Source organism: Pseudoduganella sp. jia 12 (assembly GCF_055502675.1).
In genome coordinates, this window is record NZ_JBUXKP010000011.1 from 116091 (window position 1) to 141955 (window position 25865).

The window sequence follows — 25865 nt, forward strand, 5'->3', positions numbered from 1 at the left end:
GCTAGGACTCCAGCTGCGGGATTTTGCGTGCCGCCGGTGCGATCAGTGTGATGTCGCTTTCCGCTACCGCCACGCACGGCAGCACGTCGTGCGCCAGCCGCTCGTCGAACGACAGGCCGGGCCATTCGACCAGGTACCGCACCCGCCCGCCATCGCTGCCGCACAGGCAGGTGCGGCAGGTACCGTTGCGGCACGAACTGGGCAGCCGGATGCCCGCGCGCTCGGCGGCATGCAGCAGGGTCTCGCCTTCTTCCGCATCGAACTCGAACTGCTTCGGCAGGATGCGGATGCGGTTCACCGCCATCAGGCCACCTGCCGCTTGCGGCGCAGCATGCCCCAGATCTCGGCGACGGCGGCGCGATTGAGCAGGCAACTGGCGGCCACGTAGCCGACTGCGCCGACGGCGACCTGGATGGCCAGCGCGATGCGGCGATCGGCCATGTCGTCGAGCATGCCGTGCACGCCGGCCACGGCCGCGCACATGGCGGCACTGGACAACATTGCCGGCAGCATTCGCAGCGCCACCTCGCCCATCGTCAGGCCGATCACGCCAAGCATGCGGTGCATGTTGATCAGCAGGACAACCGGATACACCAGTGCCCATGCCATGGCTACGCCGAAAATGCCCCAGTGCGTGCCGGCATAGAACGCGAGCGGCATCAGCGTGCAGGCAACGATACCGTTCTGCAGCGCGATGCCGGGGCGGCCGACCGCATCGGTGACGGCGGGAAGGAACTGCACCACGGTGCGGAACGGCATGATCAGCGCCAGCACGCGCAGTGGCAGGATCGCTTCTTCCCAATGCTTGCCGAGAAATACCAGCACGATATCGCTGGCTGTCGCGGCCATGCCCCAGAGGACCGGGAACGCAACCAGCGACACGAGCTCGAACGCCTTCAGCAACTGGCGGCCGATCGCGGCACGGTCGTTCTGGTAACGTGCCAGCGCCGGGAACACGACCTGGTTCAGGATGCCGGAGACGCGCTGCACCGGCAGGCTGGCGAGATGCAGCGCCACCGAGTACACGCCGAGGATTTCGCCACCCAGCGTGCGGCCGATGATCACCGTATCGGCCTGCGTGAAGAAGAACCACAGGAAGCGCGAAGCCGAGATCTTGCCGCCGAATGTGAACAGCTCACGCATGCCATGCCAGGAGAACAGCGGCATATGCGGGAACGGCGCCACCATATTCACCGCAACCGTGCGGTAAACCGCGGCGACGAGGATGCCCAGGGCCAGCGACCACACGCCCATGCCCCACCATGCCAGCGCCAGCGTGACGAACGCGGTGAGCACGGATTGCGACAGGTCCAGCAGCGAGCGGGCCCGGAAGTTCAGGCCGCGCTGCAACAGTACTTCGGATACGAGGCCGAATGGCGCCAGCACGAACTGCAACGACATCAGCCGGATCAGGTTGGCCAGGTTCGGTTCGGCAAAGAAATGCTCCGCCAGCGGCGCGCATGCCACCAGTACCAGCACCACGGTGAAATTGACCAGCATGAACAGGCCATAGGCCTGGCGCAGCTTTTGCGTGGATACTTCCTTGGCCTGCACCAGCGCTGGTGCCAGGCCCATTTCGACGAACATCGCGCACCACGCGAGGAACACGGAAGCCATTGCCATCAGGCCGTAGTCGGCCGGCACCAGCATCCGCATCACGATGATCGTGATGACCCAGCTGATGATCTGGCTGGCGAATTTAGCGCCGGCAACCCATTTGAGTCCGTGCAGGACGTCCTTCTTCAATGACATGCGGGGATGTTCCTCGTTATTGCTTGTTACGCCAGCCGGGCGCTCGTGGCCAGGTTGCGTGCCATGCGCAGGACGAAGCGCAAGCGGCTCCGGTCCCATGGTGTGAAGCGTGGCAGCTGGAAAGGATCCGGCCGGACGCGGCTCGCCCCCCAGGAGGTCGACACGGCACCCTCGAAACGCAATTCGCGCGCCATCGCGACGTGACGTGCTTCATAGTCCTCGCCCGGCTTGCCGTTCGGGTAGGCGAACAGCGATACGCTGGCGCCGATCATGTCTTCCAGCGCCAGCTTGCCCTGCGCGATTTCCTCGCGCGCTTCATCGTCGGGCAAGCGCGCCAGGATCGGGTGGTTGACCGTATGCGCGCCGATGCCCATGCCGGCCAGGTGCAGCTTGCGCACCTGGCTGGTGCTCATCATCAGGTCATCCGGCAGTGCGGTGCCAGCCAGCACCACCAGCCGGTCGACCTGCCGCTGGCGCTCGGCCATCGGCAGGTACTTCAATTGTCCGATCAGCGCCGTGATGGCTTGCCGGCGCTCGGCCAGCGTGTGCAGCGGATGTGTGCCGAGGCCGAGCGGCGTGGCATCGAGCACGCCGTCTGGCGCGCGCCGAACCAGTTCATACACGCTGTCGTTCCACATGCGGCCACCGTTCAGGAATCCGGTGGCCACGAAGAACGTGGCATGCAGGCCATGGCGCTGCAGGACCGGCAGCGCCACCTCGGCGTTGTCGGCGTAGCCATCGTCAAAGGTGATCGCCGCCGCACGCGGGGGCAATGTGCCATCCTTCGAGCGCCGTACCGCTTCCAGCAGCGGCAGCACATTGAAGTGCGATTTCAGCATGCCGATTTGCGCGGAAAATTCCGCTGCATCGACTTCGCTCGGGAACAAGGCGTCCTTCCGGGGAAGCACGCGGTGGTAGATCAGGATCGAGAGGCCATGCCGCCCCCCTGGCGACAGCAGCGACAGCAAGCCCCTCTCGAGGAGCGGGGCATTGGTGGCTTGTGCGGCAGTGGCTGCGATTGCGGGAGTCGCATCGAATTCAGGCTGTTTCATGGCGAAGCTCTTCTTCTGGGGTCGTTTCATCCGGCGGGTCGGGCTCCGGCGCAAGGGGATTGGCGAGCGGTTTCGGCACCAGCACCTTGCGTTCGCGCTCGACGATCAGTTGCGTGGCCACCATTGCCGCCATCAGGTAATACGGTACGTCGAAATAGGTCAGGCTCAGGAAGGCGCCGCCGACCGCGAAGCCCAGCAGGCTGACCTGGACCATGCGTGCCAGGTTGCCGGCCCAGGCCAGTTCGGCGAACGGGGCGGAGCGGCGGATGATGCGCGAACCGGCCAGCCACGTAAGGATGCCGAGCGCGAGATAGATCGCCAATCCGCCCCAGCCGTGTTCGCCCAGCACCTGGAAATAGATGCTGTGCGCGGCGTGTACATCCTCCGGGATCGGTGCATACAGCTGGAACACGTGGGAATCGTAGATCTCGAAACCGCCGCCCAGTGGCCGGTCATTGGCCAGGTGGTAAGCCATCCACCATGCATTGATGCGGCCCATCGCCGACATGTCCTGCTCATACTCGTCGATGGTGTCGATGCGCGCATGCCACTGCTCGGGCATGAACACCAGTGCAACCGGCACGCACAGCATCAGAAGCGTGCCGATCATTGCCTTGTTGCGGCTCTTCAGCCAGAGGAAGGCAAGCATTCCCACCATGGCGATGGCCGCGCCACGCGAATAGGACGCCAGCGATGCCAGCGCGCACAGCAGCATCGACAGGAGCATGGCCCGCTTCGCCCATTTGTGGGTGAGCTGCGTGTACAGGTACAGCATCAGCGGGATCGTCATCACGAGTGCGAGCGCGATTTCATTGTTGCCGTCGATGAAAGTGCCGATCGGGCCCCATACGCGGTACTGGCCGCCGCTGCGCAACGTGAAGATGCCGCCCTTGACGCCATAGAAGCCGATCGAGATCACCACCGTCCAGATCAGCCATTCGACGTGCGTGCGTTTGCGCAGCAGCATCATGACAACGATCGTCATGCCCATGATCTTCATGACCTTGATCAGTTGCGGCATGATCTGGTCAGGATGGATCGCGAACGCCGCTGTCAGGCACATATAGGCAATGAAGGCCAGGAATGTGACGGTGACCGGTGTCAGGGGGTAGCGGTATTTGCGATGCGCATTGGTCGCCATCGCCGCCACGGTCGTCACCGCGATGATGGCGGCAAACGGGAATTCGCGTGCAAAGCCCCATCCTTGCGTATGCGGATTCATCACGCTGATCCAGATCCACATCACCATGCCGATCGAGGGACGCTTGAAAATATACGGCAGCGAACCAAATACCAGCAGCGTGATGATTACGTCCCTCATGCCGTCACGCTCCCGGTGGCGACCTTGCTGACCACGTAGCGGAACTTGCCCGATTTTTCCGGCGCGATGTCGGCGACCTGCCCGACCTCGACGGCGACACCGGCACCGAGCCGTGCCTTGAAACCGCGCTCGATCTGGCCCTGCAGCTTGCCGAATGCCTGGACATCGAGCGGCGCGGCAAGCACGACCTGCACACGCGTCAGGTCCAGGCTTTCCTGGGTGATCTTGAATGCCTGCACCTGGGGCAGGTCGCGCAGGATGTACACGAGCGCCAGCCCATGCATCACGGTGCCGTCCTGCGCCACCAGGAAATCGGTACTGCGGCCCTGGATTTCCTGCAGCAACGGCAAGCCGCGCCCGCAGGCGCACTGCTGCGTGCCCAGCACGCCGATGTCGCCGGTGCGGTAGCGGATGAACGGGAAATCGCCGGTGGCCAGGTGCGTGACGACGATCTCACCGGACTGGCCGCGCGGTACCGGCCTGCCATCGACGTCGAGTATCTCGACCACGATATCCTCGGCGGTGATGTGCATGCCGCCTTCCGGGCATTGGTGGGCGATAAAGCCGGCGTCGCGGCCGCCGTAGCCGTTTGCGACCGGGCAGCCGAACGTGTCGGATATCTGCATGCGCTGTTCATCGTACAGCCGCTCGGAAGTGACAAAAGCGACGCGGATGCCCAGGTCGTCCATCCGCTGTCCCCTGGCACGGGCATGCCGGGCAATATGGGACAGCGCCGAGGGATATCCGAACAGCATACGCGGCTTGTGGGCGCGGATGCGGGCAACGAAGCCATCGAGCTTGGCTGCCGACATCTCGAACGCCGGCAGCAGATGCGTACGCAGCAGCAGGTCGCGCAGCGCACGAACCCGGTCCTGCGCACCGAGTTCGATCGGCGACCCCCATACGACGATTTCCGGATCGCCGATATCGACGTTCCACCAGCGCGTGGCACGCCATTTCGCGGCCACGTCGTGGCTGACGCGTTCCTTGCCGATGTAAAAGATCAGCGGTTCTCCACTGGAGCCGCCGGTGTTGAACCGGGCAAGGCCCACCGCGTCTTCCGCCTTCAGGCGGTCGACATTGGCCCTGATGACCGACTTGTCCATTAGCGGCAACCGGGCCAGGTCGTCCAGGCTGCGCACGTCGCGCATCGGATCGAAGTCGATCTCGGCGAACAGGTCGCGGAAATACGGTACCGAAGCGCCGGCCCGGGCCAGCAGCCGGCGCAGGCGTTGCAGCTGCAGGTCGCGCAGGCGCTCTTCCGGCCAGTACTGCGATTCCTCGAGCTGCTTGCGCACGGCCACGCTGCGATGTTGCTTGACACGTTCGTGCAGCGGGAAAATCAGGTTCGTGACGAGCGCCGTATAGGGCGCGGGGCGATAGCGGGCATTCTGCATGCTCATGGCTGGCTCACCGCGGTGGTACCGGCGCGAGCCGCCAGCACGTGTTGATAAACGGCGAGCAGGCGCGGACGCACGCTCGACCAGGTGTAATGCTGCACCTGCCGCAGGCCCGCCTCGCGCAGCGATGCCGCCAGCGCAGGCTCGGTGGCCAGCCGCAAGACGGCGGCCGCCATTGCCTGCGGCGCATTCGGTGGCACGAGCAGCGCCGTACGCCCGTCTTCGACGAGATAGGGCACGCCACCGACGTGCGTACTGACCACGGGCACGCCGCAGGCGAGTGCTTCCAGGACGGAATTGGGCGTATTGTCGACGAGGCTGGGGTTGAGCATCACATCCGCCTCGCGGTACAGATCCGCCATGGCCGCATTGTCGACGCGTCCGGTGAACGTGACGGCGCTGGCAATGTCCAGTTCCTTCGCCAGCCGTTCGAGCTCTTCGCGAAGCGGCCCGGAGCCCGCGATGACCAGCGTCGCGCCAGGGTGGCGTTCACGCACCAGGACAAGGGTGCGCAGCGCGGTGGCATTGTCGTAGATCGGTTCAAGATTGCGGGCCACCAGCAGGCGCAGGCCGGCTCCGGCTGGCGTCTCCCGGGCCGACGAGAAGCGGTCCAGGTTGACGATGTTCGGCACGATTTGCGTTGAAAAACCGTATTTGCCGAACACGGCTTCCAGGAAACCCGATGGCACGATGACGGCATCCGCCCGCGCCAGGCTCGGCGCGACCCAGCGGCGTGCGCGGGCCAGGAAGCCATCGGCTTCGCCCCCTCGATAATTCACAACGACCGGCTTGCCCCGCAGGTGGGCGATCCAGATTGCCGGCGCTGCAAACAGGTGCCACGACCAGCCGGAATTGGCCATTACGTGGAATACCTGTACCCGTCCGGCCGTGCGCCAGAGGGAGGCCAGGTACGGCAACAGTCGCGCCACGGCGCGCAATCCCTTGATACGGCCAGCCCACGCAGGCTGGTAAGGTGCGTTGACCTGCACGGTCTCGACCTTGATGCCTTCACCACGCAGCAAGGCGGCCAGTTGCAAGGTCTGGTTCGCCATGCCGCCGGAGGGTGGCGGTAGCGGACCGACAAGACCGATCGACAGTGCCGTCATGCGAGCTCCCCCGCGACCAGCTTGCCATATACCTTGCGATAACGCGCCACGCTGGCAGCCCAGTTGCGCTCGTTTTCGACGAAGCGCCGGCCTTGCTCCTTCAATCGCGGCCACTGCTCGGGGGCAGCCAGCAGCGCGAGCACCCGGCGCGCCAGCGCGGCGGCATCGCCAGCCGCGAACAGCACGCCGGTGCGGCCGTCTTCGATCAGCTCGCGGTGCCCACCCACGTCCGACGCGGCCAGCAGCCGCCCCTGCGCCATCGCCTCGAGCGGTTTCAACGGCGTGACGAGATCGGTCAACCGCATCTTCAGGCGCGGGTAGCACAGCACATCGACCAGGTTGTAGTAACGCTGCACTTCCTTGTGCGGCACCCGCCCCGTGAAGATCACCTGGTTCTCGATACCGAGCGCCGTGGCCTGGGCGCGCAATGCGGCGTCCTGCGGGCCTCCGCCAACGAGCAGCACGCGCAATCCTGGCTGCTGGGCCAGCATTGCCGGCACCGCGTCGAGCAGCACGTTCAGCCCTTCGTATGCATAGAACGAACCGATGAAACCCAATACGGTTGTCCCATCCAGGCCCAGCGTGCGCGCCAGCGCTTCATCGCGCGTACCGTCTACCGAGAAATCGCCGACATCGACCGCATTCGGGATCACCTCGATCTTTTGCGCCGGGATGCCGCGGCCGACGATCTCCGCGCGCAAGCCCTCGCAAATCGTGGTGGCGGCGTCGACGCGCTTGAGTGCCCACGTTTCCATTGCCCGGGTAAGGCGGTAGCGCACGCCCCACTCCTTGCTGGTGCCGTGGTCGACCGCCGCATCTTCCCAGAAGGCGCGGATTTCATAGACGACGGGAATACCCAGCTTGCGGCCCACGCGCAGCGCCGCCACCGCATTCAGGGCGGGCGAATGGGCATGCAGGATATCCGGCTTCACTTCCTGCGCCACTTCCAGCAGGCGCGCGGCCAGCCGGTTGATCACGGCCAGCTGGTTCAGCACGGGCAGCCGGGACAGCATGCCCAGCGCCGGTTCGGTGCGGAAGAAGCGCAGGCCGTCGACGGTTTCCTGCGTGTCCCCCGCCTTCTCGGCCGCCGCAGCATGCTTGGGGCTGGTGATGTGGTCGGTCATCCAGCCCAGCGCGCGTTGCTGCTGCAGGATCGAACGCGTACGAAACGTATAACCGCTGTGCAGCGGAATCGAATGATCCAGCACGTGGAGGATCTTCAGCGGCCGTCCGGTAATGCCGGGAATGTCGGAGATACCCATGTTACGCCTGCATTTCTTTTTTCAGGAAGGCTTCGAACATCAACAGCGTCCAGATCGGTGCGCTGTAGTCGCGACGGCCTGACTGGTGATGGTCCACCATCTCGGCCAGGAAAGCGCCGTTGAACATGCCGGTGGCGGCCAGGTTCGGCCCCAGCAGCGACGTGCGCACGCGTTCGCGCAGCGGCCCGCGGAACCAGGCGGCCAGCGGCACCGCGAAGCCCTGCTTGCGGCGGTACAGGATGTCCTGCGGCAGGTACTTTTCCATGCTCTTCTTGAAGATGTACTTGCCTTCGCTGCCCTTGAGCTTCAGGTCCGGAGACAGGCCGGAAATCCATTCGACCAGCTGATGATCCAGCAACGGTACGCGCACCTCGAGCGCATGGGCCATGCTGGCACGATCCACCTTCGTGAGGATGTCGCCCGGCAGGTAGGTCTTCATGTCCAGGTACTGGATCAGCGACAGCGGATCGTCCGTCGGCGAATGTCGTGCATGGCCGCGCATCACGTCGATCGCACGATAGCCCTGCAGGCTGGCCCGGAAATTGTTGGAGAACAGCTGGGCGCGCATCGCATCCGTCATGATCGACACGCCGTGGAAATAGCCTTCCACCAGGTCGCGCGACAACGATTCGAAGGTGCTCTTGGCGCGGAACACGCGCGGTGCCCAGTCGGCTTTCGGGTAGTAGCGGCCCAGCGTGCCGAACAACGGGCGGCGCAATGCGGAGGGAATGCGGCCGCGCACCCGCTCTTCCGCCATCGTGTAGCGGTAGCGGCGATAGCCGGCCAGGTTCTCATCGCCGCCATCGCCGGACAGCGCCACCGTCACGCGCTGGCGTGCCAGCTGGCACACGCGATAGGTGGGGATCGCGGAACTGTCGGCATAGGGTTCATCGTACAGGTCGGACAAGGTATCGAGCAGGCCGAAATCGTCGGTATCGACCGTTTGCACGTGGTGATCGGTGCGGTATTGCTGCGCCACCTGCGCGGCATATGCCGATTCATCGAAGGCCCGGTCGCGAAAGCCGATCGAACAGGTATTCACCGGGGCATTGTTCAGGCCCGCCATCATCGCCACCACGGCACTGGAGTCGACACCGCCGGACAGGAATGCGCCCAGCGGCACTTCCGCCACCAGCTGGCTGCGCACGGCATCGCGCAGCCGCTCGACCAGCTCGCCCTGGGCATCGCTTTCCGTCATCGTATGGTGCAGCTTGAACGGCACGTCCCACCAGCGCTGCGGCATGGCAAGGGGCGCGCCCACCTTCTGCAGCAGCCGGTAGCCCGGCGACAGCTTGAAGGCCCCCTTGTAGATCGTTTTCGGTTCCGGCACGTAGCCATAGGCAAAGTAATCCTCGACCGCGCACGGATCGATCTCGCGTGGCAGGCCGGGCAGCGAGCGCAAGGCTTTCAGCTCGGAGCTGAACGCGAACAATCCATCCGGCAGCATGGTGTAGAACATCGGCTTGACGCCCATGTGGTCGCGCGCCAGGAACATGACCTGCTGGTTGCGGTCCCACAGGCCGAAGGCGAACATGCCGCGGAAGCGCTCCACGCACGCTTCGCCCCACTCCTCCCAGGCATGCACGATCACCTCGGTGTCGCTCTTGGTGCGGAATACGTGGCCCAGCGCCTTGAGCTCGGCCGTCAGCTCGCGATAGTTGTAGATCTCGCCGTTGTAGCAGACCATCACGCTGCCATCTTCGTTGCCGAGCGGCTGCTGGCCCATCGACAGGTCGATGACGGACAGCCGGCGGTGGCCGAAGCCGACGCCTGGCTCGCGGTAGATGTCGCCCTCGTCGGGCCCCCGGTGGAACTGGGTATCGTTCATCCGCCGCAGCAGCGCTTCGTCGATTTCGCGCCGGCCCCGCGTATCCAGCATTCCCACTATTCCGCACATGATGTCACCGCCCCTCTAGTCTTGATCTTTCGTTCGCACAGGCTGTCATACATGCCCTGGTAGGCGGCGACCATCGCCGCCATGCTGTAGTTGCGGAGCACCCGTTCGCGGCCCGCGGCACCGTGACGGGCCGCCAGTTCCGGCGCCGCCGCATAGCGCGCGAGTGCCGCCGCCATCGCCCCGGGATCGGACGGCGGCACGAGCATGCCGGTGACACCATCGTCGATCACCTCGGGAATGCCGCCGACACGCGTGCCGACGACCGGCAAGGCGCATGCCATCGCTTCGAGCGCGGAACCGGGCGTGCCCTCGGCGATCGACGACATCGCGAATACGCGCAGGCTGCGCAGGATGTTTGCGATATCGGTGCGCGCACCCGGCAGCCACGCCACGCCATCCAGGCCGAGCCCGGAGGCCTTGGCCCGCATTGCTTCCAGCAAGGGGCCATCGCCAACGATCGCCAGGCGCAGGGGCAGGTCCGGTAAGCGGGCGCGCAGCAGGGCGAAGGCATCGATCAGGACAGCATGGTCTTTCACCGCCTGTATCCGGCCAACAGTGCCGATGACGAGATGCCCCGGCCCGAATGGCCAGTGTTCCGGCAATGCCGCCTCGCCGGGCACCCGTGGGTGGAAACGCTCCACATCGATGCCGTTCGCCAGCATCCGGCTCTTGTGCACAGGCACGCCGATGATTTCCCGGTTCCAAGCCTCCATCGCCGCCGAATTCGCGTAGCAGCAATCGTAGAGCGGCACCATGAGGCGGCGCAGCGCGTTATGTTTGCGATTGGTACCATGGGGATCATCGTGATCCCGCCCATGCGCGCCATTGACACGCACGGGCACGCCGGCCAGCAATGCGGCCAGGCCGTATTCGACAGCGGACAGATTGTAGGAATGCAGCACGGCTGGACGCAAATCGCGCAACAGGCGCCACAGCGCCACGTGCGTTCCCGGCGACTGGCCTGGCTGCTTGTGCAGCGCGTGGATCGCCACGTCGGTGCGCGTGATTTTCCGGGCAAAGGCGGGATTGAAATCGGTGAGGCAAACGATTGCGTGCCGATACGCACCAGCCGGCATGCGGTTGATCCGTTCCACCATCAGCGTTTCCAGCCCGCCAAAATCGAGCCGGTAGATCAGATGGACGATGAGCGGCACGTTGTTCATGGAAGTCACTGTCGCGCGTTGGCCGCCAGCACGGCATCGATGGAAGCGAGATGGCTCTCCAGGAACGCCCGCAGCGCAGGATGAGCCGTCTCGGGGGTCTCGTCGTATGGCGAGAATAGCATCAGCACTGCGCCATCATCACTGCCAGTCAGAAATTTCTGTTTCGTTTGCAACAGCTTGCCGACATAGTTGCTGGCCGTTGGCCGGCCGCCGATGTCATACCATTGCCAGACGACGAAGCGAGTGCCGGCACCTATCAGGGTGGTTTCCCGGATGACGAGCGGACGCCCCGCGATGGTTTCGGTACGGATGGCCACGCCAGTTTCGTTCCAGCCGCTACGGATCGCCGCGAGCCTGTTGGTGGAGCTGATCAGCTTGCCGCCGTTGCCATCGCGGTAATACTTGAGGGTGAATCCTACCGGCTGGTTGCCGACCTGGTAAAAACGGCTCAGCGTGGCGCTGGCCGGCGCGAAATCGGGCGTCCATCCGGTAAATGAGGCGGCGGCAGGCGCCTTTGCCGCGAACGAAGCCAAATCGACCGTTGGGGGCGTCACATTGCCGCGTTCGATATACCAGCCATACGCGGGCCACACGCTGACACAAGCCGCGACACCGAGCACGGCCATGGCAACCTTCGCCGGCGAAGCGGAGGCGGCATATCGCGTGGCGTTTGCCAGCGCAGGCGCGGCCGGTGCATCCTCGCGCCAGAAACTGCCGATCCAGAACAGCAGGAGCATCACGAGGCCGAAGAATGCCCAGCCATAGATCAGGTGGTCCACCCCGACGGCCAGCGTCATGTTGCTGGTGTGGCCGATCATCACGATCATGTATGCGCGCAGGCCGTTGGCCAGCACAGGCAACGCAAGCGCGACAATGACAAACAGCACACGGCGCCAGGTCGACTGGTACGTCAGATACGCGTACAGGCAGCCCAGCGTGACCGATGAAATAAGGTACCGCAATCCGCTGCACGCTTCGACCACCGACCAGTCACCGCTCGGAATGCTGAAATTGTTCCCTTCACGCAGCACAGGAATCCCCGTGAAGCGCAGCGCGTCGACCGTGAAATCGGCGGTGATGCCGATCAGCGGATCGATCAATCCTTCGCCGACCGGAACGCCGAACAGCAGGAACGCCAGCGGAAACGCCAGCGCCCGGGTGATCGGCGCGCCATATACGGCCAGGACGGTCAGCGGCAGCATCACGGCAAACGCATACTGGCGCACCACGAGCACATCGCCCAGCGTGGCAAGCATCCAGGCCGCGCCGCACAGCAGCAAGGCGGCCAGTGCCGGCCAGCAGGGCTGAACCGGCAGCAGTGCCAGTTCCTGGCGGCGGCGCCATACCAGCCACAGTGAGATCGGCACGATCACGAAGCCATGGGCAAACGTTTCCGAGCGATCCCAGATCGACACGATCGAGGCGCCCGTATCGAAATAGGCAAGCAGCGGCAGCAACACCGCAAGCGCTGCGATCCACCATTGTGCCGTCGGTGGCGCATCGTCTGCGGGTCGCGCGGCGGCCAGCCTGGCTTCTTCGGTAACGGTAATGGTGTTCATGCCCGGTTCCATGTCGGTGAGGGAATGCCGGCTGGAAGCGGCGTGGCGGTAGCGGGATGCCGGGGTGCTCCCAGCAATGCATCGAGCGGTGCCAGCCGCGCATCCCATCCATACGAAGCCTCGACACGGGCACGGGCCGCGTGGCCGATCGCCGTGCGCGATGCGTCGTCCGCCAGCGACGCAAGAATGGTCTCTGCCACGTCGCCGGCATGCTCGGCCAGCAGCACCTCGACGCCGGCGGTCGCGTCGATGCCTTCGAGCGCCTGCGGGCTGACAACGACGGCTTTCGCCATCGACATGGCCTCGAGCACCTTGTTCTGGATGCCCCGTGCCACGCGCAATGGCGCCACCGACAGGGTGGCATGCGCAACATAGGGGCGCACATCCGGCACGGTGCCGGTAACGGTCACCCCGGGCAGGTTCGCCAATGCCTGCACTTCGGATGTCGGCCTTGCGCCGACGATCACGAACGACGCCTGTGGCACACGGGAACGCACCAGCGGCAGCACATCATGCGCAAACCACTGTACGGCGTCCACGTTCGGCCAGTAGTCCATTGCGCCGCAGAAGACCAGCGCGCATTCACCGGGCCCATAGGGATTGGCGTAGCTGGCATCGGGCGAAAAATACTCGGTATCGACGCCGTTGCCGAACCAGCCGATGCGGGCTGCGCTTTCCGGCGCCAGCGAGCGGAACAGTTCCGCTTCGGGAGCCGACACGAACAGTGCCGCATCGGTCTCGGCCGCCACCTTGCGCTCGTAGCGCAGCAGGCGGCTTGCCTCATAGCCGTACAGCAGGCTGGTCGGCCATGGCTTCTTCTTCGCATAGGCGCGCCATTTCTCGGAATCGACATCGCACAGGTCGACCACGCGCAACGCTTCCGGCAGGCCGTGCGCATACTGCGCCATCGGCGACGAGAATACGACTACCCGTTCGATGCCGGTATCACGCACCGTCCGGCCCACCCAGGCACGGGTGGAACGGTCACTGTAGTAATCGATCGAGAGCGCCCGGTTGGCCAGCAGTGCGCGAAGGCTGCGCAACCGTGCGCGGCGCGGATTGAGCGGCGCGAAATGGCTCGAAGCACACAGCTTGCGCACGTGAGGCACGTATTGCCAGTCTTCCGGGTCGTCGACGAACGTGGCCAGGTGAACGCGATAGCGTGCGGACAGGTGCCGCAGCAGGTGCCACGAACGGATCTTGTCCCCCTTGTTCGGCGGGTAGGGAATGCGGTGCACCAGCAGCAGCAGGTCTTCCACGGTGTCACCCCAAGTCTTTGACAATGTGCGGACCCAGCGCGTTCGCCAGCGGCAGCGGCAGTTTCTGCCACAACCTGATGAACAGCTGGTATTTCGGATTCAGTGGATTCACATCCGGAAGGTCTTGCGAAGCCACCAGCCGGTATTCATACGGCAGCGGCTGGGCCACGAAACCCCAGTTCTTCTTGAAGTCGAATGCTCCGGTGCCACGCTTGCTCCGGCCGAAATCGAAGATGCGATATCCCTTCGCGGCCGAGGCCTGCATGAGGTTCCAGTACATGAAGTCGTTCCCGGCTACATCGCGCGCGACCGGCATGCCGCCACCGTAATACGGCAGCACTTCATCGCGGAAGAAGAAACTCAATACCCCGGCGACCAGTGTTTCGCCTTGTACGATGACGCGCACTTCGCAGTCGTCACCGAACTCGTCCTTCAGCAAGCTGAAATATTTTTTGGAAAACACCGGAGTACCGAGCCGGTGCACGCTGCTTGCATACGCAGCGAAAAAGCGGTCGACGTGCTGGTCCACCTCGCCCGTCAGCCCCAGCTTGATGCCCTTCCGAACCATTGCCCTCTGCTTGCGGGGAATCGCATTCATGTTGGCTTCATCGTCGCCGCTGATCTCCTTGCGGAACGTCACGTACAGGTCCTTGCCCGACCACGCTGGATCGCCCGGGTGGGCTGGCGAGTAGTTGCGGTATTCGAGATGGCCCACGTTCAATGACGCCGCCAGGCGCAGCGCCTCGGCATCGAGTGCGGCGCGCGCTTCGTCGCTGCGGCCAGCCACGCCGCCATATACGCAGAATGGCAAGGCGATCAGCGAATGTCCGAACAGCCGGCTCCTGATCTGCGCCAGCGGCAGGACGGCTTCGATCTGCCCGTTGCGCTCAGCCAGGAAGAACCATGTGCGGTGGCCGAAAGCTTCCTCGATTACCCGCTGCCAGCCGGAACGGTGAAAGAATGTCGCATCCGGACAGTCCAGCACGAACGCATCCCACCTCGCGCGATCGGCGTCATCGGCGCGCATCGGGCGCACGGAAAGCGGAGCGGGTTCGGCGATACCAGGCAAATCAGCCGTGACTGCCGGCCTGGCGGCATCGCCTGCCTGCGCCCTTTGCATCGCCTGCTCGATGATGGCGCTCATGCACGCTCCAGGAAGATACGGTCCATGCGATCCCATTTGAAATCGCGTGTCAGCGCGCGAATGCGACGCTCCATCCGCTGCAGGTTCACGTAATGCCGGAAGCGCGTCTTGGCCCCCACCCCGCCAATGCGCGGTTGGCCCGGATCGATTTCCCAGGGATGGAAATAGAAGATCGCCGGCTGTTCATCCTCGCGATTGACACGGCGCATCAGCCGGCGCGACAGTGCGTAGGGCAGCAGGCGGAAGTAACCACCGCCACCGGCCGGCAGGTTACGTTCCATCATCCGCACAGTGGTAATCGGCACCTCGAGCAAGCCATCGGTACCGTTCGGGTAGAACGCGAAGCGGGGTGCATCCGGCATGCCGTAGTGATCGTGCACGATCGGGTAGATCGAGGAGCTGTAACGGTAGCCCGCTTCCTGCAGCACGTCCAATGCCCACAGGTTGGCGGGGCCGATCGAAAAACTGGGTGCGCGGTAGCCCAGCACCGCAGCACCGCCAATGTCTTCGAGGATCGCCTTGCTGCGAGCGACATCGTCCATGAACTGTTCGCGTGTCTGGTCCGACGCACGCAAGTGGGCATAACCGTGGCTGGCCAGTTCATGGCCGCCGGCGACGATGCGCTTCACCATCGCGGGATAACGCTCGGCGATCCAGCCCAACGTGAAGAAAGTTCCCTGCGCGCCACCGTCATCGAGGATCGCAAGGATGCGTTCGATGTTGGCTTCGACCCGGCATTCGCGCGATGGCCAGCTGTCGCGGGCAATGTGGTCGGCGAATGCGGATACCTGGAAATAATCCTCGACATCGATCGTCATCGCGTTGCGCAGCATGGCGGCGCCCGGCGCGGCCGCATGCAGTTGGCGTACTGGCGCATTCATCGTGGCTCCTAGCGGCTTTCCAGCCAGCCGGCCGGCATGCTATCGAACAAGGCCATCTCCGGCGACATGTTCAAGGAACCCGGCCGTGCTCCGATGCCGCACGCGCTATGGTGGATTTGGTCGCTATCGCTCATGTTCATTCATCCAAAGCCTGATTGACACCGGCAGGCGTGCTCACGATTCGCTTCAGGATCGACAGGACCGATCCCATCGATCGTTCCAGCCGCAACATGCGCTCGTCCAGCACGGATGAATACTGGTTAGCGAACACAGCGCTATCAGGATCCCCCCCGGCGGGATCCGCCAGCGACGCGGCAGGCGCCTGGGTGCCGGCTGGGGCCTCGAATTCCTGCTGGATGTCGCGGATCACAGTGTCGACGTCGGCATCGGTGAACGCATGCATTTCCTCCAGGAAGCCCATCAGCAAAAGCCGATCACAGAGGTGGTTGGTCTTGCGTGGAATGCCTCCGGTGAATTCGTAAATGGCCGCGTAGGCTGCCGGGGTGAACGACGGATCGCCTTTCCAGCCCACTGTCAGCAAGCGGTGCTCGATGTACGCCTGGGTTTCCAGCTCGTCCATCGGCCCCAGGTGATAAGTGGCGATGACGCGCTGGCGCAACTGCTGCATGCCGGGGTTATGCAGCGTTGCGCGGAATTCCGGCTGGCCCAGCAGGAACGTTTGCAGCAGTGGCTTTTCATCGGACTGAAAGTTCGACAACATACGCAATTCTTCCACCACGCGGGGCGTCAGGTTCTGCGCTTCGTCAACCACAAGTAGCGCCCGCTTGCCGTCCCGATCACATGTGCGCAAGAAACCTTCGAGGCGCGCCAGCAGTGTGGTCTTGCTTGCGCTGTCTTCGAAAGGCAGGCCGAACGCGGCCACCACTCCCCGCAAGATATCGTCGGCGTTGACATGCGTGTTGACGATGTGCGCGGCCACGATGCGATCCGATTCGATCTGGCGAAACAGGTTGCGCATCAATGTCGTCTTGCCAGCGCCCACTTCGCCGGTGATCACGATGAACCCTTCGCCTTGTGCCAAACCATATTCCAGGTAAGCCATGGCACGCTTGTGGCCCCTGCTGCCGAAGAAGAAATGGGGGTCCGGGCGCAAGCGGAAAGGCTTATCGCTGAGCCCGTAGTAATTCTCGTACATGAAAACGTCTCGCTCGGTCAGAATTTCATCGAAAGGGAGGCTGATACCGCGTTCTCCGTATAGGAGCTGTTCTGCAGCGCCAGCCCGCCGGAATTGCGCCGCACTTCCAGGCTGCCGCTCAACCGCGGCTGGAATGTATGCGTCATGTGGAACCGGAATTGCCGGTTGTTTTCGCTGAGGTCGCCGCTGAGCGATTTGCTGCGGCTCAGGTTGGCGGACAATGCGGCGCTGGTACGCGCGCTGAGCTTGTAGCTGGCATTCAGCGACACGCCGGTCTGGTCGGTGTTGTCGTTCAGGTTTTGCTGGCCGCTGCCCAGCAGCGGACTGTCGTACTGCACCAGGGACAGCGCTTCGCGGCGCATCTTGAACACGGTGACCATCGTGGTAGTCCGCGCGGAACGCAGTGCCACCGACGCGTTGAACTGCCGCTGCAGCGAATAGCGGTTGCTGAAGTAGTTCACGGCATTCGGTATTGAACGCGGCAGTCCGAGGGCCTGGATATAGGCTTCGACGAATGCGGCACGCTGCGTTGGATCGGGATAATTCGCCAGGAACATCTGGTTCAGCATGGATGCCGTGTCGACGGTCGAAGGCAGCAGGAAATTGCCGCGGCTGGTACTCACGTCATCGCTGTAATTGATGCTCCATACGGTGTTGCGGCTGCGGTGGGTGGCGGCCAGGAAGTAGCTATTCCCATAGTAACGGCGGCCTGCCGACGCCCGCAGGCTGGTCCGGGCGCTGGGCTCATAGTTGAATCCGAGCGACCACGACGCGCCTTTCGTCCCTTCACCCATGCCTTCGTAATCGAACTTGTCGTAGCCACTGGTGGTCGTCAGGCTGAACTGCCGGTTCAGCGAATAGCGCAGCGAAGCCAGTGCCGAACTGTTGATCGATGTCGGTGCGATGCCATCTTCCAGGTTCTCCCGGTTCAGTTGCAGGCCCCATCCAAGTGTCTTGAACGCCATGCCGCTGTTGAGCGAGAGGTCGATCACATCCGATGTGCTGCGGCCAAAACCGCCCAGGTCGCTATCGACCACATCATGGGAGTAGCGCAGCTGCGTCGAAGCGAAGCTGCCGAACTGGTGCACGATGAACGGCGAGACGCGGTAGGAGCGGACTTCAGAGCGGTTGTTGTTGGAATAAGGGCTGTTGCTGACGGGGCCAAAGGCGGAAACCGGGGTCTGCGCGATGCCCGCCGAGGCATCGAAGTACAGGAAATCGTGAATGAGATTGCCTTTGGCAGTTCCGCTCAGCGTGCTGTTGAAGCGATCGCTGCCGGTCACCCGCTCGTCCGAATATGCAAACGCATTCAATTGATATGCCGCCGCCACCTGCAGCCGTGGCGTGTCGTTCGAGATCGACACGCCGGGCGATACGGCCGTGATGAACTGGCTGCGCTTCTGGTCATCACTGCGCAGTTCAGGATTATCCGACCATGTTTCGCGCACTTCGACACTTGGCTTGACCTGCCATGCCGCACGCACCGCAGACGGTAGCAAGGCGAGCAGCATCGCCGAGCCCAGCACGGCACAGCGGGCCTGACGTTTAGCCATAGTGGTAGTCGTACTTGCTGGATGTGTTCAGCTCGCGCGACTTGTTGTAGACCAGGTTGACATTACTGCAGCCTTCGAGCTGGTTCAAGGCTTCCTTGACCGCGTGCTGGGTGGTTTTTTCCGACTCGACGACAACGACGATCTGCCCCATATGGCTGGCCAGCACATGCGCCTCGCTCGTCAGCAACAGGGGGGGCGAATCAAAGATCACGATCCGGTCCGGATAACGATCAGCAATTTCGAGGACCAGCGACTTCATCGCCTGGCTGGCCAGCAACTCGGTGGCGCGCGGATTCGACGTGCCGGCAGGCAGGATCGACAACGTATTGACGTTGGTGCGCAGCATGACCTCGGACATGTCGAGATGGTCGTCCAGCAAGATATCCATCAAGCCGCGCTGGGCTGGCAGCCCGAGCGTGCGCAACACCGAAGGCCGGGCCACGTCGGCATCGATCAGCAGCACCGTATGATCGAGTTCCATCGCGATGCTCATCGCCAGGTTGATCGAAGTGAATGTCTTGCCCTCGCCCGGCAGCGAGCTGGTAATCATGATCAGGTTGCCCGGATTCGCATTCGGCTTGCGCGCGCCGAACGCGCGCTTGATCAGCGGCCGCTTGATGATGCGGAAATCTTCGACCAGGTTGGTCCGGCCACCAGCCGCCGTAACCAGGCCGGCTTCGTTCATCCGCGCCAGGTCCAGTTCGATCATGCGGGTATTGCGGGGGCGCGGCTCCGGTGCAGCCGGCTCGGGATTCGACAACGCAACCGTGGGGCCCTGCGCAGGCGCCAGGAATTCCGGCATCGGAGCGTCCGGCAACTCGGCCACGGCAATGTCCGGGCTGTCCATCATGGGCTCGCTCGTAACCGGCACGGCTTGCGTGCGCACCTGGGCCAGCGGAGCAGCCGGGGCTACGGGTTTGCCGATGCGGTTCGCGGCTTTTTCAATGATGCTCACGTTGTAACCTGTGCTTTCCCCGGCTTAGGATTGCCGGAAAACGGTGATGGCCAATACTCCGCCGTACGCCGTAAACAGCGAGGCGACCGCAGCAGCGAAGGCATATACGCGGCGACGGCGGCGAACCTTCTGCTGGTCGGTCCAGTTCATGCCGATACTGCCCAGGATCGGCAAGCCGGTGACCTCACGCAGATTGGTCTGGCTGAGGAACGTTGGCCGAATCTGGCTCAACAGCAGCGCAGTGCCGAGGCCGGCAACCAGCGACGCCAGGAAGACCAGGGTATACAGGCGCGGTCGATTCGGGCCGGCGGGCGTGCTCGGCACGGCAGGAGGATCGACAACACGGAACGTCATCATGTCGGTGGCGGTGGACAGGTCACCCGACAGCTTGGCCGCCTCGCGCCGTTGTACCAGCTTCTCGTAATTGTCCTTGTTCACCGCATAGTCGCGGTTCAGCTGCGCCAGCTGGGCTTCGACTTCCGGCGCCTGTGTGCTCATCGAGCGCATCTGCGCGAGACGCGCCGAATATTCGCCCACCCGTGCCTTCAAGGAAGCAATGCGGGCTTCTTCGACCGACAACTGGACATTCATCTGCTGCAGCATCGGGCTGTAGCTGGCGCCCGGATCGACCGCGCGGATTTTCTTGGCTTCTTCCTTCTTGCGCTGTTCGAGTTGGGCCACCAGGCGCTTGGCGGCAACGATGTCCGGATGTTCCTCCGTGAACTGCATGCGCAATTGATCGAGGTTCTTCTCCACCACCGAAATGCGGCCATCGATTTCCGGATTGACGATCGCCCGTTCCGTCGTATCGGTAACAGGAGCCATGTCTTCGCCGGCCATCTGGCGCTTGATCGCATTGCGCGCCTCCTCAGCCTCCAGCAGCTCCAGGCGGGCCTGGCTGATTTTTTCGTTCAAGTCACCATAAGCGGAGGCGTAGTCGCCGCCCTGGCGTGGGAGCAGTCCCATGTGACGGATCTTGAAATCCTTCAGTGCATTCTCACCGATCGCCAGCTTTTCTTCATACATGTTGATCTGGTCGTCGATGAACTGGATTGCCTTTTCCGATTCCTGCTTTTTGCCCCCGAAGCTGCCCTCGACGAAGATCGTCAGCAGCGATTGCACCACGTCCTTGCCCAGCTTTGGATTGGCGTTGCTGTACGAGATCGTATAGATATCGTCGCGCTCGGTACCGATCACCTTGATCTGGGTCATCAGTTCGTCGACGATCTTTTCATGCTCTTTGGGCGTCTTGGCCGTAATGTCGAGATCGACCATTCTCAGCACACGTTCCACGTTCGGGCGGCTGATCAGCGTGCGGCGCATGAACATCACCTGCTGCTCGGTGTTGGGCAGCGTGGTCATGCTTGCCAACAGCGGTTTCAGGATACTTTGGGTATCTACGTAAACACGGGCGGATGCCTGGTAATCGTTGGGCATGCGGGAAACAACGGTCCAGCCGACAAGCGCTACCAGCCATGTGATTGCCACCGCATACCAGCGGTACTTGCCAATTGCTTTGAGGAAGCTCAAAAGCAGGGCCATCATTTCTGCCATCTTGTTAACTCGCTTTCAGCTAAGCCATTCAGGATGCCGCACCTGCTTCAACCCGACGTAATACCATCCAGAATATTGCTTAAATTACATCAATCGCTCTATCATACCGCAGAATTCGTTGCCTGTTGATATTAATTTTTCTTTCCAACATGACACGGGACCGAGCGTTGCAATCTGCTGACAATCTATCAGTAAATTTCCTTATGGAAATTATTCCTGTCACTGCAAGTTAATATTTTTCTGCTATCCTGACCCGATGAGCTCCGTGATCCGCCCCTGTTATCTCGTGCTGCTGGCATGCATCGCCGCCGTGCTTGCTTTTGCGCTCCCGGCACCAGCCCGGGCGGCCCTGAAGGATACGATTCCAGCGATCAAGCCATCGGTGGTTGGCATCGGCACGCTGCTGCGTACTCGCAGTCCGGCGATCGTTTTCGTTGCTACCGGCTTCGCCGTCGCCGATGGTCTATCCATCATCACCAATGCCCATGCACTGCCGGATCTCGATACGGAAAAGATGGAAACACTGGGCATCGTGATTGGTACTGGCCAGAAGTTCGATTTCCGGCCCGTCACGGTGGTCGCTGTCGATCGTGAGCATGACCTGGCACATCTGCGCTTGACCGGTGTGCCCCTTCCCGCACTGCGCCTGGACGTTAACGGCACCGTGGCCGAGGGCCAGGCGCTGGCCTTTACCGGCTTTCCACTCGGTATGAGTCTGGGTCTCACGCCCGTTACGCATCGCGCAATGCTCTCGGCCATCACGCCGATGATTCTTCCATCATTGAACTCGCGCCGGTTGGACGCGCGCGTTATCAGTCAATTGCAGCGCCGCCCATTTTCAATCTTGCAACTGGACGGTACTGCCTACCCGGGCAATAGCGGCAGCCCCGTGTATGACCCCGAAAGCGGCATTGTTCATGGCGTGTTGAACATGACTTTCCTCAAGAACCAGAAAGAAAATGCGCTGAGCCAGCCAAGCGGCATTTCGTATGCAATCCCCATTCGCTATGTTCGTGAATTGTTGCAGCAAAACACGAGCGAAAAGTAAAAAATTGCACGGCCGCCTCACTCCCTCGTATAAAATAAGCAACATAAGATTGACACAATGATAGTTACGAGCTCGTACGGCACAATGTCGTATGCCAGTTGCCATAGTCCCGTGCCGTAACAACCAAACTGGAGAGTCCCGTGAAATACCAAACGCTGTTCAAATGGCTGGCGGCAGGCGCGGTCATGCTGGGTGCCCTCGGTGGTTGCGCCAGTTCGGGAAATACGATGGTCGATGCCGGGCCAGCCCCAGCCCCCGACTACCTGATTGGCCCGGGCGACAACGTCAGCATCATTGTGTGGCGCAATCCGGAAGTGTCGCAAAGCGTGCCCGTGCGGCCGGATGGCAAGATCACCACGCCGCTGGTCGAAGACCTGGAGGCAATCGGCAAGACATCGACCGAACTGGCACGCGATATCGAAAAGGCGCTCGCCAAGTACATCCAGCAACCGGTAGTCACGGTCATCGTCACCGGTTTTACCGGCACATACGGCGAGCAGATCCGCGTGATCGGCCAGGCTGCGCGGCCACAGGCACTGCCATACCGGCGCGACATGTCGCTGATGGATGTGCTGATCGCTGTCGGGGGAGTGACCGAATTCGCATCCGGCAATCGGGCAACGATCATTCGTCATGTCGACGGCAAGCAGCAACAATACCGCGTGCGTTTGAACGACCTGATCAAGGAAGGCGATATTTCCGCGAATGTGTCGATGCGCCCGGGCGATATCCTGGTGATTCCAGAAAGCTTTTTCTAACCGCGTCGAGCTGTCGGGAATCTTTACAGCATCTGAGACAGCTCAACAATAAAGCGTGCTTTTTTTGCTTTAAGTCATTGATTTAAAAGTCTATAAGCACCGGGTCGGCAGTCGGGAACGGGAATTGCTTACCATTTTCGCAATATCTACCCAACTGTCAGACCACCCAGAAGGAAATCGACGTGGCCACCGAACAACAGCATGATGCCGCAGCGCCGGGTCCGGCAAACTTGTCGCCTCAAGGCGAGGCACGGCGCCGCTTTGCCCGCGCCGGCGTGGCCGCATCCGGCGTTCTGCTCACATTGCACAGCCAACCCGGCATGGCAGTGGAAGTATGTACCACGCCATCCGGTTACCTGTCCGGTGGATTGCAAAGCTTTCGGGGCCCGCCCCCCACTTGTGCCGGCCGGTCGCCGGGGTACTGGAAGAATCACAGCTGGCCGCGCGGCTGCGACAAGAATCAGCTGTACACCCGTGTTTTCAGTAGTAATGGCAATCAAGCAAAAACGTATGGAACCGTGACCCAGGCAGCTATTCTGGATCCGCAAAAATGGGACAAGTACGGCATTGGCCGGCACCTGGTCGCATGCTACCTGAACGTGCAGGCTGGCCTGTCGACGTTCCAGACGGTTCCCATGCTCCAGCGTATCTGGCTCGAATACCAGGCAAAGGGTTACTACACGCCCACGGCCGGCGTGCGTTGGGATGGCCCGAAAATTGTCGAGTACCTGCAAGGCACCATGTACTGATGGCTTCATCCTGGCGTCTCGTCCCCGGCCAGACCCTGCTGCATCGCGGCTGGGATGGCGCCTTCGTGCTTTACAACGACCTGTCCGGCGATACCCACCTGTTGTCCACGGATGCGATGGCATTGCTGACAGCGTTGCGCGATGGCGATGTCACGCCGGAGGAGCTGGCGGCACCGGAGCTGACCGAGTTGCTCGCCACACTGCGCCAGCTGGACCTGGCCGAACCCTGCTGAGTTGCGTATGAGCTTGCGTATGAGCTTGCGTATGAGCTTGCGTATGAGCCGCATATGACCACGGTCGGCAGCCTGACCCGCGCCCAGTTGGGCGAGCGCCTTGCCGGCCCCGGCATCCACCTGCGCACAGGCCACTTCACTACACTGCTGCGCTCGCCGATCGGCAGCGTTGCCGATGGCATCCACTTGCTGTACGAGGACTATCCGCTGCAGGAAGGCTTTGCCGATTTTCATCTCGACCTGGTGCGGCCGGCCACGCTGCGGCGCTGGCTGCGCCCGCAAGTGACGTTGCTCTACGATGGCCGTTCGATGTTCAAGCCATTGCCGCTGGACCAGGCATTCCCGATGTTCGAATGGGGCTTGAACTGGTGTGTGTCGAGCCGGGCCAACCGCTACCTCATCGTGCATGCGGCGGTCATCGAAAAAGGTGGACGCGCCGCGATCCTGCCCGCCCCTCCCGGTTCCGGCAAAAGCACGCTCTGTGCTGCGCTGGTGGGTCGTGGCGGCTGGCGGCTGTTATCCGACGAGCTGACGTTGCTCAGGCTCGATGAAGGCGTGCTGTATCCCTTGCCGCGTCCCATCAGCCTGAAAAACGCATCGATCGGCGTCATCCGCGACTATGTACCCGGCAGCGTGATGAGCAGGGCTGTCACCGACACCGTGAAAGGCACGGTAGCGCACGTGCGCGCACCGGCTGGCAGCGTGGCGCGGGCGTCCGATACCGCACTGCCGGCATGGGTCGTATTCCCCCGCTTCGAAGCCGGTGCCCCTGTCACGGCCGAGCCGATGCCGCGCGCGGAAACGTTCATGCAACTGGCCCAGAACTGCTTCAACTACAGTTTGTTGGGGGCCGAAGGGTTTACCGCGCTGGCCGACCTTGTCGAGCGTAGCCAGGGCTACCGTTTCCGCTATGGCGTGCTGGATGAAGCGCTGGCCTTTTTCGACAGCTTGCCATGACGTGCCGCATGGAACCGCTGTTGAGCGCCGCACTGCGCGCCTTGACGCAATCCCCGCCGCAACTGCCGGCGCTGGACGATGCCAGCTGGGACTTGCTGCTGCGCCAGGCGGGGGCCGCAAACCTGCTGGCGACGCTCTCGTGCCTGCTGGAAGAACATGGCTTCCTGCCTCATATCGTGCCGGCAGCACGCGAGCAGCTGGGCTGGACCCGGGTGCTGGCACGCCGGCATCGCCAGGGCGTGCTATGGGAGGTGCGGCAAATCCGCCAGGCGCTGGCCAGCCTGGACATGCCGCTGATCCTGCTGAAAGGCGCGGCTTATACGCTGGCCGGGCTGCCGCCCGCGCATGGCCGGCTGTTTTCGGACATTGACGTGCTGGTGCCGGAAGAGCGCCTGGGCGAGGCGGAGGCGGCATTGATGCTGGCAGGCTGGGCCGGCACACATCACGACGCCTACGACCAGCGCTATTACCGGGAGTGGATGCATGAGCTGCCGCCGATGCGTCACTTGCGGCGCGCTTCAATGATCGACGTGCACCATGCAATCCTGCCGAGAACAGCCGCGTTGCGGCCGGATCCTACCTTGTTGCGCAGTGCCGCGGTGCCGCTGCACGGCATGCCAGGTGTCTATGTGCTGGCGCCGGTCGACATGGTACTGCACAGCGCAGTCCACCTGTTCAGCGACGGCGAATTCAACAATGCGCTACGCGACTTGTTCGACATTCACCGGCTGCTGTGCCATTTCGGTTCGGACCGCCGCTTCTGGGCCGAGATGGCGCCGCGTGCACGCCAGCTGGAACTCGAGCGGCCGTTGTTCTATGCGCTGCGCTACAGCAGGATATTGCTGGGCACGCCCGTCCCCGCCAACGTGCGTGACGAAGTCGCGGGACCAGCGCCGGCGCTGCTGGCCCTGATGGATGCGCTGTTCCGTCGCGCACTGCTACCGGACCATGCCAGCTGCGGCGACCGTTACAGCCCCCTGGCACGCTTTCTTCTCTACCTGCGTGGTAACTGGCTGCGAATGCCGCCGCTGCTGCTCGCGCGGCACCTGTTTCACAAGGCATTCCTGTCGCCGCGCAAATCCGGGCCAGAAGCTGCGTAAACTGGC

At 62.8% G+C, this 25865-nt stretch carries 23 protein-coding genes; 6 read left to right on the forward strand and 17 right to left on the reverse strand.

The genetic code is table 11. The annotated features are described in order from the left end of the window. Position 1: 1 nt before the first annotated feature. The 17 genes from ACY65G_RS23145 to ACY65G_RS23225 form a co-directional block, all read right to left on the reverse strand. The gene (locus tag ACY65G_RS23145; RefSeq protein WP_464999646.1) at positions 2-304 is read right to left on the reverse strand and encodes a 2Fe-2S iron-sulfur cluster-binding protein; all 303 of its coding nucleotides are present in this window, start codon (positions 302-304) and stop codon (positions 2-4) included. After that, a complete protein-coding gene (locus ACY65G_RS23150; RefSeq protein WP_464999647.1) occupies positions 304-1752 on the reverse strand; it encodes a lipopolysaccharide biosynthesis protein in 1449 nt (482 codons plus the stop codon). The genes ACY65G_RS23145 and ACY65G_RS23150 overlap by 1 nt, the downstream gene beginning before the upstream one ends. Before the next feature lie 26 nt (positions 1753-1778). Beyond that, positions 1779-2804 (reverse strand): polysaccharide deacetylase family protein, encoded by a 1026-nt coding sequence (locus ACY65G_RS23155; protein ID WP_464999648.1) that lies wholly within the window; start codon positions 2802-2804, stop codon positions 1779-1781. Continuing rightward, positions 2791-4125: a putative O-glycosylation ligase, exosortase A system-associated gene (locus ACY65G_RS23160; RefSeq protein WP_464999649.1), complete on the reverse strand. Its 1335-nt coding sequence runs from the start codon at positions 4123-4125 to the stop codon at positions 2791-2793. Before ACY65G_RS23160 ends, ACY65G_RS23155 begins: the two co-directional genes overlap by 14 nt. Further along, a complete protein-coding gene (locus tag ACY65G_RS23165) occupies positions 4122-5528 on the reverse strand; it encodes a phenylacetate--CoA ligase family protein (RefSeq protein ID WP_464999650.1) in 1407 nt (468 codons plus the stop codon). The genes ACY65G_RS23160 and ACY65G_RS23165 overlap by 4 nt, the downstream gene beginning before the upstream one ends. Further along, complete coding sequence (locus ACY65G_RS23170) at positions 5525-6631, reverse strand: glycosyltransferase family 4 protein (RefSeq protein ID WP_464999651.1); 1107 nt, start codon at positions 6629-6631, stop codon at positions 5525-5527. The genes ACY65G_RS23165 and ACY65G_RS23170 overlap by 4 nt, the downstream gene beginning before the upstream one ends. Next, complete coding sequence (locus ACY65G_RS23175; protein ID WP_464999780.1) at positions 6628-7854, reverse strand: TIGR04063 family PEP-CTERM/XrtA system glycosyltransferase; 1227 nt, start codon at positions 7852-7854, stop codon at positions 6628-6630. Before ACY65G_RS23175 ends, ACY65G_RS23170 begins: the two co-directional genes overlap by 4 nt. Positions 7855-7894: 40 nt before the next feature. Beyond that, complete coding sequence (locus ACY65G_RS23180; RefSeq protein ID WP_464999652.1) at positions 7895-9790, reverse strand: XrtA/PEP-CTERM system amidotransferase; 1896 nt, start codon at positions 9788-9790, stop codon at positions 7895-7897. Continuing rightward, positions 9778-10953: a TIGR03088 family PEP-CTERM/XrtA system glycosyltransferase gene (locus ACY65G_RS23185; RefSeq protein ID WP_464999781.1), complete on the reverse strand. Its 1176-nt coding sequence runs from the start codon at positions 10951-10953 to the stop codon at positions 9778-9780. Before ACY65G_RS23185 ends, ACY65G_RS23180 begins: the two co-directional genes overlap by 13 nt. A 5-nt stretch (positions 10954-10958) precedes the next feature. Beyond that, positions 10959-12512 (reverse strand): exosortase A, encoded by a 1554-nt coding sequence (gene xrtA, locus ACY65G_RS23190; RefSeq protein WP_464999653.1) that lies wholly within the window; start codon positions 12510-12512, stop codon positions 10959-10961. Then, on the reverse strand, positions 12509-13771 hold the full coding sequence (locus ACY65G_RS23195; protein WP_464999654.1) for a TIGR03087 family PEP-CTERM/XrtA system glycosyltransferase: 1263 nt from the start codon (positions 13769-13771) through the stop codon (positions 12509-12511). Before ACY65G_RS23195 ends, xrtA begins: the two co-directional genes overlap by 4 nt. Before the next feature lie 4 nt (positions 13772-13775). Further along, positions 13776-14915, reverse strand: a complete 1140-nt coding sequence (locus ACY65G_RS23200) for a FemAB family XrtA/PEP-CTERM system-associated protein (protein ID WP_464999655.1) — start codon at positions 14913-14915, stop codon at positions 13776-13778. Beyond that, positions 14912-15796 (reverse strand): XrtA system polysaccharide deacetylase, encoded by an 885-nt coding sequence (locus tag ACY65G_RS23205; RefSeq protein ID WP_464999656.1) that lies wholly within the window; start codon positions 15794-15796, stop codon positions 14912-14914. The genes ACY65G_RS23200 and ACY65G_RS23205 overlap by 4 nt, the downstream gene beginning before the upstream one ends. Before the next feature lie 136 nt (positions 15797-15932). Beyond that, positions 15933-16952: an XrtA/PEP-CTERM system-associated ATPase gene (locus ACY65G_RS23210; RefSeq protein WP_464999657.1), complete on the reverse strand. Its 1020-nt coding sequence runs from the start codon at positions 16950-16952 to the stop codon at positions 15933-15935. 17 nt (positions 16953-16969) lie between these two features. Next, positions 16970-18505, reverse strand: coding sequence for a TIGR03016 family PEP-CTERM system-associated outer membrane protein (locus tag ACY65G_RS23215; RefSeq protein ID WP_464999658.1), 1536 nt, complete (start codon positions 18503-18505; stop codon positions 16970-16972). Beyond that, on the reverse strand, positions 18498-19460 hold the full coding sequence (locus tag ACY65G_RS23220) for an XrtA-associated tyrosine autokinase (RefSeq protein WP_464999659.1): 963 nt from the start codon (positions 19458-19460) through the stop codon (positions 18498-18500). Before ACY65G_RS23220 ends, ACY65G_RS23215 begins: the two co-directional genes overlap by 8 nt. Positions 19461-19484: 24 nt before the next feature. Continuing rightward, positions 19485-21005, reverse strand: a complete 1521-nt coding sequence (locus ACY65G_RS23225) for an XrtA system polysaccharide chain length determinant (RefSeq protein ID WP_464999660.1) — start codon at positions 21003-21005, stop codon at positions 19485-19487. A gap of 265 nt (positions 21006-21270) precedes the next feature. Here ACY65G_RS23225 and ACY65G_RS23230 point away from each other — a divergent pair, with 265 nt between their 5' ends. The 6 genes from ACY65G_RS23230 to ACY65G_RS23255 all read left to right on the forward strand — a co-directional run bounded on the left by ACY65G_RS23230 (position 21271) and on the right by ACY65G_RS23255 (position 25859). After that, positions 21271-22062: a S1 family peptidase gene (locus tag ACY65G_RS23230; protein ID WP_464999661.1), complete on the forward strand. Its 792-nt coding sequence runs from the start codon at positions 21271-21273 to the stop codon at positions 22060-22062. A gap of 185 nt (positions 22063-22247) precedes the next feature. Beyond that, positions 22248-22820 carry an XrtA/PEP-CTERM system exopolysaccharide export protein gene (locus tag ACY65G_RS23235; protein WP_464999782.1) on the forward strand — a complete coding sequence of 191 codons (573 nt, stop codon included), beginning with the start codon at positions 22248-22250 and terminating at the stop codon, positions 22818-22820. Positions 22821-23002: 182 nt separating this feature from the next. Continuing rightward, positions 23003-23569: a hypothetical protein gene (locus ACY65G_RS23240; protein ID WP_464999662.1), complete on the forward strand. Its 567-nt coding sequence runs from the start codon at positions 23003-23005 to the stop codon at positions 23567-23569. Continuing rightward, positions 23569-23802, forward strand: a complete 234-nt coding sequence (locus tag ACY65G_RS23245) for an HPr-rel-A system PqqD family peptide chaperone (RefSeq protein WP_464999663.1) — start codon at positions 23569-23571, stop codon at positions 23800-23802. The genes ACY65G_RS23240 and ACY65G_RS23245 overlap by 1 nt, the downstream gene beginning before the upstream one ends. A 54-nt stretch (positions 23803-23856) precedes the next feature. Next, entirely contained in the window at positions 23857-24759 is a 903-nt protein-coding gene (locus ACY65G_RS23250; RefSeq protein ID WP_464999664.1) for an HprK-related kinase A, read from the forward strand. Positions 24760-24767: 8 nt separating this feature from the next. Beyond that, a complete protein-coding gene (locus ACY65G_RS23255) occupies positions 24768-25859 on the forward strand; it encodes a nucleotidyltransferase domain-containing protein (protein WP_464999665.1) in 1092 nt (363 codons plus the stop codon). Positions 25860-25865: the final 6 nt, after the last annotated feature.